This is a genomic window from Nocardioides sp. AE5, assembly GCF_031844485.1.
Taxonomy (GTDB): domain Bacteria; phylum Actinomycetota; class Actinomycetes; order Propionibacteriales; family Nocardioidaceae; genus Nocardioides.
On the sequence record NZ_JAUZVI010000009.1, the window covers coordinates 159,372 to 167,825 of the forward strand.

Here is an 8,454-nt window from a genome sequence, read left to right on the forward strand (position 1 = left end):
GCTCAGGCGTTCGGAGACGCGTCGGGCTTGGGGAGATCGGGAAGCTTCTCGCCAGATGCCTTGAACATCAGTGCCGTGCAGGCGGTCAGGGCGATCGTGGTGATGAAGAGGGCCCAACCTGACCATCCGGGACCGACGCTGGCCCCGAAGGCACTGTCGCTCGCGGTCAGTGCTCGCAAGATGATGAGGAAGGTGCCCAAGGCGCTGGCGGCCAAGGTGATCAGATACCACGGGACGCCGCTCGGCAGGATGGCCGCGGCGAAGAGGCGCACCACGACCAGCGCGGTCGCGGCGAGGATCAGCAGCATGCCGAGCGTGGCATAACTGGTCCAAGCGTTGGTCCCTGACGAGAAGTTCCCGAACATCTCGACCCCGTCGATGGAGACCCGGATGTAGCTGCCGATGAAGGAAAGGATCAGGGAGAGGCCCCCAGCTATGAGGGCACCCTGCTCGACCTTGCTCAGGGTGGTGAACGACGAGGCATTGATGGACATGGTGGATGTTCCGTTCCGGTGGCGGCTTGCTGGGGCGGTGGTCAGGGCATACGGGTGCCCTGGTGACGACAATCCCGGCATCTCGGCTCCCGCGGGGCGAGGAGGAGTGCTCATTTCCGCCGTACGGCGACTCAACCAGCGGACAGAGTCCCGGGGCAGGCCAGGTCCACGCGCACGTCCTGGGTGGCGCCGGACCCGTCGGCCGCGACCCAGGTCCCGGAGATCACGAGCCGCCCGTCGCCCGGTTCGAACGTGACGTCGTTCCCCGGAGCTGCGGCCTCGGTCCCGGCGAGCCACGTCGGGGGCCCGCTGACATGCAGCGTGGCCTGCCAGATCTCCGCGATCGGGACGTACCCGGTGTGGAGCTGGATGCCGTCGGGCGAGACCATGTCGACCACGACGACGAATTCGGGTGTCAGCTGGCACGTCGCGGCGGGGATGTCGCTGAGGGCGACCTGGTGGGATTCCCCACCGATGGTCACGGTGCCGCGTGGCTCTCCCGTCGGTGCCAGGTCCTCGCTGCCGGGCGCCTGGTCGGCACCGGCATTGGTGGGTTGTGGTGCCGGCTGGGGGTTCGCCTGCCCGACCGGCTGGTTCGATGACGGATCGTCGTCGGCTGTGCACGCGGGTGCGGCAAGGGCCAGGGCGACGGTGGCGACCAACGCCAGGACGGTGTGCTTCATGATCACTCTTTCGATTCCGCGGGTGGGGTGACACGGGTGTGGGCTCACGTGGCCGAGTTGTGGGCAGATCAGGTACGTCGTGCATGGACCACGGTGGTGGTCTCGTAGGTGTGACCGTTCCACGTGCTGCAGGTCATCAGCACGGCGCCGGGTGCGCCGGTGATGCGGTAGATCTCGGAGGCGTGGTCGGCGAATTCCTCATTGCGGATTTCGTAGGACTCGGTGACCACGTAGGTGGCGGACCCGTCGGTTGCTGTCACGGTGAAGCGGTCACCGGGGCGAAGCCTCCCGAGGTCGTCGAAGACGCCGTCGGCCGAACTCGCGGTGTGGCCGACCAGGACGACGTTGCCCTCGCCGCCGGGCGTGGCACCCTCCCGCCACCAACCCACGGTCGCCAGGCTGTGGGGCACCTCCTGTGAGCCGTCCTCGGCGAGGCCGAGGTGCTCCACCGTGGTGTCCACGTCGATGCGTGGGATCGAGAGTCGGGTTGGCGGCCCGAGGTCACGGTGGGCCGGGGTCGAGGTGGGCGACGGCGAGGTCGGTGGGACCACTGTCGCGTGCGTCGCCGGACCGGCAGGCGCCTCGGGCGCACTCGGCTCGTGACCGCACCCCGCTACCAGGAGGGCGCTGGCGACCAGGGTCACCAGCGCCCTCCCCGACGCACCGCGTCGTCGTGGGGGTCTCATCGCAGAGCCGGGTCAGAGACCTGCTCGGGGGGCGACGGTTGGGATGGTCGGCTTCTCGGTCTCCTCGGCCTCCTCCTCTGGGTTGTCCTCGACGTCGTCGCACGACGCGAGGGGCAACTCGAAGGTGGCGCTGTTTCGCATCTCGGCTTCGGTGACGGTGACCACGACGTTCCCGCCGCCGGGGGGTCCGGTGATGGTCCTCGTCTCGTCCGTGTCGAGACCGATCTGGTCGCTGACCTCGTCACCCTCGAACTGGTAGGTGAAACCGGTGGTTTCCCAGTCGAGGTGGTTGGTGATCGAGAATCCTTCGCAGAAGACTTCGATGGTCACGGTGCAGTCCAGGGGGACCGCGATGTACCACGAGCCGATCGTCTGGTTCTCGGTCTCCAAGGTGATGTCCAGCCCGGGGTAGTCATCGGCCGTCAGCGGGTGGTCGCCAGCGGGCCACACCTCTTCGTCCACGAAATAGAGGGCGTCGGTGGTGTCGGGTTCGGGCAGGACGAGCAGGCAGTCCTGCAGCTCTGGCGGCCCGTCGGCTGCCTCGGCTCGTTGCAATGGCAGCAGGGCGAGCGTCACCAGGACGGCGACGGCGATCAGCCACACCAGTGGCAGGCGTCGCAGGTTGGCGGGTTCGGTCATTGGTTCATCTCCTCGTCGAGGGAGCCGAGCGCTCCCCGAGGCAAACCCTTTCCCGAACTCGGACCCATGTGGGCCGGGTGACCCTGCTCATCTGCTGCCGGTCACCGACTCAACCGGGCGCTGAACAGGCGTCCGACGAGGAGGTCAGGCGGAGGGCTTCACGTCCATCACAACCTCGAACTCGAGCAGGTCGGCGCCCTGGGCGACCGGCTTATGCTGCTCGCCGGCATGGGCGGCCCGGGCGTCGCCGTCCCGCCAGGCGGCGAAGGACTCCTCGTCCGCCCACTGGGTGACCACGAAATAGCGCTCCTCGCCGGCGACCGGACGGAGCAACTGGAAGCCGAGGAAGCCGGCAGCGCCGTCAATGGTGCCGGCGCGTGCTGCGAAGCGGCGCTCCAACTCTTCGTGGGCCTGCTGGGGGACGGTGATGGCGTTGATCTTCACGATGGGCATGCCCCGAGCCTAACCCAGACTTAGGTCCACCTAACTCTGGCTCGGCGCTAGCATCGTCGCCATGCTGAACATCCCGGACGCGCCCGCCATCGCCGGCACCACTCATCTGCACTCCGGGAAGGTCCGTGACCTCTACCGTCTCGACGAGGGGGAGTACGCCGGCAACCTGCTGATGGTGGCCAGTGACCGGATCAGCGCCTATGACTTCGTCCTGTCCACCACCATCCCGGACAAGGGCGAGATCCTGACCCGGATGTCACTGTGGTGGTTCGAGACCTTGGGCGTGGAGCACCACGTGCTCTCCACCGACGTGCCCGAGCAGGTTCGCGGCAGGGCGGTGATCTGTGAACCGCTGGACATGTTTCCCGTGGAGTGCGTGGCGCGTGGCTACCTGACCGGCTCGGGGTTGAGCGACTACCGCGCGAACGGCGCCGTGTGCGGTGTACCGCTGCCCGCGGGACTCCAGGACGGCAGCCGCCTGGCGGAGCCGATCTTCACCCCGGCAACCAAGGCCGAGGTCGGCGACCATGACGAGAACGTCTCCTTCGACGCGGTGGCCTCCAGCATCGGCGCCGAGGACGCCGCGGACCTGCGTCAGCGCACCCTGGCCATCTATGCGCAGGCCGAGCAGATCGCCCGCGAACGCGGCATCATCCTGGCCGACACCAAGTTCGAGTTCGGTCGCCGCGGTGATGGCACCATCGTGCTCGCGGATGAGGTGCTCACCCCTGACTCCTCCCGGTACTGGCCTGCCGACCAGTGGCAGCCCGGCCGCACCCAGCCCTCTTACGACAAGCAGATCGTGCGCAACTGGCTGGTCTCGCCGGACTCCGGCTGGGTGAGGTCCTCGGGGGCCGAGCCGCCGCCGCTGCCGCCCGAGGTGGTCGAGTTGACCCGGTCCCGCTATGTCGAGGCCTTCGAACTGCTCACTGGCTCGCGCTGGTGACCTTCTCGGTCACCGTCGACTTCCCCGTCGACCCCGCCGCCGCATTCGCACTCCTCGCCGACCCGGTACGCCGTCCGGCATGGCAGTCCAGCCTGCGTCGGGTCACCCTGCTGACCGAGGATCCGCTCGGCCTCGGCACCCGCTGGATCGACCACACCTGGGCCGGGCCGGCACCGACGATGGAGATCACCTGCTTCGATCCCGGAGTGCGGTGGAGTGAACGCGGCAGTTGGCGTGGTCTGGTCGTCGACCTGGTCCTCGACCTCACCCCGGGACTCGGCGCCGCAGCGGGCGGGACCACGATCACCGCGACCACCACGACGTACGCCGCCGGGCTGTGGCGGCCGGCCGGAGGGCTGTTGGAGCTGCTGGGGCCGCGGGTCGCTCGCGATGACCTGCGCCGGGCCGCCCGCCTGACCGCAGGCGGGTGACCGACGGCGCGGGCTTCACGCCGGCAGTGCGGATGCTGGCCCGCCGACGAGTTCCCGGATCTGGGTGATCGCGTCCCAGTCCCCGGCGTGCATGCCGGCCACCACGCGGTCACCCCGGGTCCAGTACGCCGTGAACACCCGGGATGCGAGGTCGCCGCGCACGTGCACCGCGTCATGACCGGCCGCGCCCACGTGTCCGACGTACTCCATGCCGAGGTCGTATTGGTCGGTGAAGAAGTAGGGCTGCGCGGTGTAGGGATCGACCTCCCCCAACAGGCTGCCGGCGACGTGTTTGCCCTGCGCGATCGCGTTGTCCCAGTGCTCGACGCGCAGCCGGCCCAGGGACAGATGGTCGTGGTTGGCCACGTCGCCGGCGGCGAAGACGAACGGGTCGCTCGTGCGCAACGCGGCGTCGACGTCGATGCCACCGGAGCAGCGCAACCCGGCCGCCTCGGCCACGGTGGTCTCCGGCTCGGCACCGATGGCGACGACGACCGTGTCGACGAGGACCTCACTGCCGTCGGAGAACCGCGCCTCGGCTCGCTCCCCGGCGCGTTCCACCGTCTCCACCGTGGTTCCGGTGCGCAGGTCGACGCCATGGCTGCGGTGCAGATCGGCGAAGACCTCGGCAACCTGGGGACCGAGGACACCGGCCAGGGGTCGCGAGGCGGTCTCGACGAGGACGACCTCGCCCCCGGCCGTCCGCGCGGCGGCGGCCAGTTCGAGTCCGATCCACCCACCGCCGATGATCAGCAGCCGGCCACCGAGCCGCTCCTTCAGGCCGAGCGCGTCTTCCCGGGTGCGCAGGTGCCGCACGTCCACGCCGGGGACCTTAATCCCGGCCAGCCGTCGGGCACGGGATCCGCATGCCAGCAGGAGTCGGTCGTAGTCGAAGCTCTCCTCGCCCGCCCGGAGGCGTCGCCCGGCCAGGTCCAGTGCGGTGATCCGGTGGTCGGTGAGCACCTGGATCTCACGATCGGCGTACCACTGCTCCGGGTGGAGCTCGGTGTCATCGAGCGTCTTCTTGCCCAGCATCACCTCCTTCGACAGGGGCGGCCGGTCATAGGGGAGATGTGGCTCCGCCCCGATCAGCAGGAGGCGTCGCTGATAGCCGCGAGCACGCAACTCCTCGGCCGCGTGGACGCCGGCCAGGCCAGCACCGACGATCGCGATCGTCTCGATGGATGGGTCTGTTGGTGTGCTCATGGATGGCTCCTGGTGAGAGAGAGGAATTCCGCACGGCTGCGCGAGTCGTCGCGCAACTTGCCGAACATCGCCGAGGTGCTGGTCCGGGCTCCGGGACTGCGGGCGCCGCGCAGGCTCATGCAGGTGTGCTCGGCCTCGATCACCACACCGACGCCCAGCGGGTCGAGCGCGGTCTGGAGATGGTCGGCAATCTGTTTGGTCAACCGCTCCTGGGTCTGGGGGCGACGCGCGTGCAGTTCGACCATGCGGGCGAACTTCGACAGGCCGAGGATCCGGGCCCCGGGCAGATAGCCGATGTGAGCGACGCCGACGAAGGGGAGCATGTGATGCTCGCAGACCGACTGCATCGCGATGTCGCGCACCAGCACCAGCTCGTCGTACTCCTCGTCGTTGGGGAAGGTGGTGAGTTCGAAGTCGGGGCCGCTGGTCATCTCGATCAGTGCGTGGGCCATCCGGCGTGGGGTCTCGACGAGGTTCTCGTCCGTCAGGTCCAGGCCCAACGCCGTCAACAGCCCGGCTGCCGCCCGTTCGGCACCGGGGGCGTCGACGTCGGTCCGTGGCCGGCTCGCCACCGATCGCAGGCTTCCCTTTCCGATTCGGGGCACCGTGGGGTCGGATGCTGGCTCGGACCTGACCGGCTGGCTGTTCACGCGTCCCGTCCGGGCCGGTCGAAGGCGAGGGCGGCCAGGGCCAGGGCGCCGACCAGCAGGCCGAAGTCGCGCAGCGCGACGTCGTAGAACTCACCCATCGACACGAGGTTGACGATGATGCCGGCCAGCCAGGCAGCCACCACGAGTGCCCCATGGCGTGGGGTGATCGCAACGGCGATGCCGGCCACGATCTCGATCACGCCGACGACCAGCATCGCCTGGTGGGCGTCGCCGGGGACGATGTCGTTGATCCACGGCGCGAGGTAGCCGTCCCACTCGGTGAGGATCTCGAGGAACTTGTCCAGCCCGAACGCGATCGGGGCCACGACGAAGACGGTGCGGAGCAGGAAGAAGGCCCGATCGGCGCCGGAGGTGCCGACCAGTGAACTCGCCGTGGGCGGGGTGGAGGTCTCGTGTGTCATGGGTGGTCCTTTCGGATGCGGGTGGCCACGGCACTTGGACTGCCGGGTCTCTTGCTCCGTATGTGTCGTCGAGCGAGCGCGTCTTACCGAGATCGTGAGGAATTTCGGTAAGAACCTCGCCGAGGACGACACCAACCAGGCATGAAGGTCCAGCAGCGGACGGTCCGACCTGACGATCCGGGTCTCGGAAGCCGGGGGATGCCAAGATGAGCGTCATGGATCGAGTCATGCCCGACGTCGACCCGGCCTCGCAGGAGGCGTGGGTCGGCGAACTCACCGCCCCGGGGCCGGCCGGCCACGCTGCGCAGGAGCACCTCTTCGACCTGCTGCTGCGTGCCACCCGGCACCAGGTGGGCCGACTGCGCCATCAGGTGCCGGGTGCGGGCACCGCAGACCTGGAGGATCTCGCCCAACAGGCCGCCGCCGACGCGATGATCGCGGTGCTCGGGAAGCTGGACACCTTCGAAGGGCGGAGTCGGTTCAGCACCTGGGTGTACAAGTTCGGGGTGCTGCACGCGGGCGTGGCCGTTCGCCGGCAGGCCTGGCGTCACCGAGAGGTCTCCCTGCCCGACACCCTTGAGCCACGGGATCGCCTCCCCACGCCGGAGGCCCTCGTCCAGGCCGGCGACTTGCACCGTGCGGTCGAGGTCGCGATCATGCACGAACTGACACCGCATCAGCGCCGCGTCACTCTGGCCCTGCTGGTCGACCAGGTCCCGGTCGATGTCCTGGCCGCGCGGCTCGGAACCAATCGCAATGCCCTGTACAAGACACTCCACGACGCCCGACAACGACTGCGTGCGTGCCTGCTTGCCAGCGGCCACCTCGAAGAACCGTCTGAGCGGAGCAAGCCATGAACCACCACGAACCCCGACTCACCGCAGCCGCCATCGACGGCCTGCTGCTCGACACCAGCCCCTATCTGTCGTGCGACGACTGTTTCGACCAGATCGACACCTACGTGGAGCGGCTCCTGGCCGATCCGGAGCACCGCGACCTGCCGATGCAGGTCCACCTGCGGGCGTGTGGCGCCTGTGCCGAGGAGGCTGAAGCGCTCCTGGAGTTGCTCACCAGCGGCGAATGAGCGCGGTCGCTCAGGTCGTGCAGTGGGCCTCGAAGGTGCCCTCGACCGTCTCCGAGGTGGCTTCGCCCGACAGGCCGACGACGGCGAAGGTCTGCGTGCCGCTGACCTGGTAGCCGTCCATGGTGATGGTCAGGCTCGGCGGTGGGGTGCTGTCGGGGACCACGCCGTCGTACCCACCCTCGGCGGAGGGGTCGGCGGCGACCCAGTTGTTGTTGTCGCCCGGGTTGGCCCATGCTCGCACGTAGGCGGGACCCATCTCGGGCATCGGCTCGCCGCTCTCGAACATTTGGAGCTCGAGCCGGCCGGACTCCGACGGCTCGCCGTCCACGGAGATCAGGTCGAACTCCATGAAGAGGATGCCGAGCATCGACCGGCACGCCGAGGTGACGTCGGAGCCGAAGACGTACGTCGTGCCGTCGATGGTGAGCGTCGCCTCGCCGCCGGTCGGTTTCGCGTCGCTGGAGCCGCCGGGCGCGTCTTGGCCACCGTTCCCGCCGCTCTGGTGGGTGTTCTCGCCGTTCCCGGAGTTCGACGGGGTCTCGTCGTCTCCGTCGGAGCCGCCACAGGAGGTGAGCAGCAGTACGGCGGTTGCCAGGGCAGCGGTCAGGGTCCGGGGTACGACGCGGGTCATGCCCGCAGGCTAGGTGCTCCCGGGCGACTCGAGCCCGGCCCGATGACTCAACGTGGTCGGTTCGGTGACTCAACCGCTTTCGGTCGAACGTCAAGGCGGCACGTGTTGACGAGCCCAGCAGTGTGGGGG

The 8,454-nt window shown here is 68.8% G+C and carries 13 protein-coding genes; 4 read left to right on the top strand and 9 right to left on the bottom strand.

Features of this window, described 5'->3' with window-relative positions; genetic code table 11:
- Nucleotides 1–2 precede the first annotated feature (2 nt).
- From Q9R27_RS14100 to Q9R27_RS14120, 5 genes are all read right to left on the bottom strand, one after another.
- On the bottom strand, nt 3–494 hold the full coding sequence (locus Q9R27_RS14100; protein ID WP_311253029.1) for a hypothetical protein: 492 nt from the start codon (nt 492–494) through the stop codon (nt 3–5).
- A 131-nt stretch (nt 495–625) separates the two neighbouring features.
- The gene (locus tag Q9R27_RS14105; RefSeq protein WP_311253030.1) at nt 626–1,177 is read right to left on the bottom strand and encodes a hypothetical protein; all 552 of its coding nucleotides are present in this window, start codon (nt 1,175–1,177) and stop codon (nt 626–628) included.
- 68 nt (nt 1,178–1,245) lie between these two features.
- Nucleotides 1,246–1,821: a class F sortase gene (locus Q9R27_RS14110; protein ID WP_311253031.1), complete on the bottom strand. Its 576-nt coding sequence runs from the start codon at nt 1,819–1,821 to the stop codon at nt 1,246–1,248.
- A 54-nt stretch (nt 1,822–1,875) separates the two neighbouring features.
- On the bottom strand, nt 1,876–2,502 hold the full coding sequence (locus Q9R27_RS14115; protein WP_311253032.1) for a hypothetical protein: 627 nt from the start codon (nt 2,500–2,502) through the stop codon (nt 1,876–1,878).
- Between the two features lie 144 nt (nt 2,503–2,646).
- Nucleotides 2,647–2,955: an antibiotic biosynthesis monooxygenase gene (locus Q9R27_RS14120; protein WP_311253033.1), complete on the bottom strand. Its 309-nt coding sequence runs from the start codon at nt 2,953–2,955 to the stop codon at nt 2,647–2,649.
- Between the two features lie 61 nt (nt 2,956–3,016).
- Here Q9R27_RS14120 and Q9R27_RS14125 point away from each other — a divergent pair, with 61 nt between their 5' ends.
- Nucleotides 3,017–3,901, top strand: coding sequence for a phosphoribosylaminoimidazolesuccinocarboxamide synthase (locus Q9R27_RS14125; RefSeq protein WP_311253034.1), 885 nt, complete (start codon nt 3,017–3,019; stop codon nt 3,899–3,901).
- Nucleotides 3,898–4,332, top strand: coding sequence for an SRPBCC family protein (locus Q9R27_RS14130; protein ID WP_311253035.1), 435 nt, complete (start codon nt 3,898–3,900; stop codon nt 4,330–4,332). The genes Q9R27_RS14125 and Q9R27_RS14130 overlap by 4 nt, the downstream gene beginning before the upstream one ends.
- Nucleotides 4,333–4,347: 15 nt before the next feature.
- Here the strand turns inward: Q9R27_RS14130 and Q9R27_RS14135 are convergent, their stop codons facing one another.
- The 3 genes from Q9R27_RS14135 to Q9R27_RS14145 all read right to left on the bottom strand — a co-directional run bounded on the left by Q9R27_RS14135 (nt 4,348) and on the right by Q9R27_RS14145 (nt 6,610).
- Entirely contained in the window at nt 4,348–5,538 is a 1,191-nt protein-coding gene (locus tag Q9R27_RS14135; protein WP_311253036.1) for an FAD-dependent oxidoreductase, read from the bottom strand.
- Complete coding sequence (gene folE, locus Q9R27_RS14140; RefSeq protein WP_397219772.1) at nt 5,535–6,119, bottom strand: GTP cyclohydrolase I FolE; 585 nt, start codon at nt 6,117–6,119, stop codon at nt 5,535–5,537. Before folE ends, Q9R27_RS14135 begins: the two co-directional genes overlap by 4 nt.
- Before the next feature lie 65 nt (nt 6,120–6,184).
- A complete protein-coding gene (locus tag Q9R27_RS14145) occupies nt 6,185–6,610 on the bottom strand; it encodes a hypothetical protein (RefSeq protein WP_311253038.1) in 426 nt (141 codons plus the stop codon).
- A 227-nt stretch (nt 6,611–6,837) separates the two neighbouring features.
- Between Q9R27_RS14145 and Q9R27_RS14150 the strand changes: the two genes are divergently transcribed.
- Both Q9R27_RS14150 and Q9R27_RS14155 read left to right on the top strand, forming a co-directional pair.
- Nucleotides 6,838–7,467 (top strand): sigma-70 family RNA polymerase sigma factor, encoded by a 630-nt coding sequence (locus Q9R27_RS14150; RefSeq protein WP_311253039.1) that lies wholly within the window; start codon nt 6,838–6,840, stop codon nt 7,465–7,467.
- Nucleotides 7,464–7,694, top strand: coding sequence for a hypothetical protein (locus tag Q9R27_RS14155; RefSeq protein ID WP_311253040.1), 231 nt, complete (start codon nt 7,464–7,466; stop codon nt 7,692–7,694). The genes Q9R27_RS14150 and Q9R27_RS14155 overlap by 4 nt, the downstream gene beginning before the upstream one ends.
- Nucleotides 7,695–7,704: 10 nt before the next feature.
- On the opposite strand, the gene Q9R27_RS14160 is transcribed toward Q9R27_RS14155, so the two are convergent.
- Complete coding sequence (locus tag Q9R27_RS14160) at nt 7,705–8,325, bottom strand: hypothetical protein (protein WP_311253041.1); 621 nt, start codon at nt 8,323–8,325, stop codon at nt 7,705–7,707.
- Between the last annotated feature and the right edge of the window lie 129 nt (nt 8,326–8,454).

Bases quoted from the DNA above. Each gene is read 5' to 3' on its own strand.
- Q9R27_RS14100 (WP_311253029.1), bottom strand. From the start codon at position 494: ATGTCCATCAATGCCTCGTCGTTCACCACCCTGAGCAAGGTCGAGCAG.
- Q9R27_RS14105 (WP_311253030.1), bottom strand. From the start codon at position 1,177: ATGAAGCACACCGTCCTGGCGTTGGTCGCCACCGTCGCCCTGGCCCTT.
- Q9R27_RS14115 (WP_311253032.1), bottom strand. From the start codon at position 2,502: ATGACCGAACCCGCCAACCTGCGACGCCTGCCACTGGTGTGGCTGATC.
- Q9R27_RS14120 (WP_311253033.1), bottom strand. From the start codon at position 2,955: ATGCCCATCGTGAAGATCAACGCCATCACCGTCCCCCAGCAGGCCCAC.
- Q9R27_RS14125 (WP_311253034.1), top strand. From the start codon at position 3,017: ATGCTGAACATCCCGGACGCGCCCGCCATCGCCGGCACCACTCATCTG.
- Q9R27_RS14135 (WP_311253036.1), bottom strand. From the start codon at position 5,538: ATGAGCACACCAACAGACCCATCCATCGAGACGATCGCGATCGTCGGT.
- Q9R27_RS14145 (WP_311253038.1), bottom strand. From the start codon at position 6,610: ATGACACACGAGACCTCCACCCCGCCCACGGCGAGTTCACTGGTCGGC.
- Q9R27_RS14150 (WP_311253039.1), top strand. From the start codon at position 6,838: ATGCCCGACGTCGACCCGGCCTCGCAGGAGGCGTGGGTCGGCGAACTC.
- Q9R27_RS14155 (WP_311253040.1), top strand. From the start codon at position 7,464: ATGAACCACCACGAACCCCGACTCACCGCAGCCGCCATCGACGGCCTG.
- Q9R27_RS14160 (WP_311253041.1), bottom strand. From the start codon at position 8,325: ATGACCCGCGTCGTACCCCGGACCCTGACCGCTGCCCTGGCAACCGCC.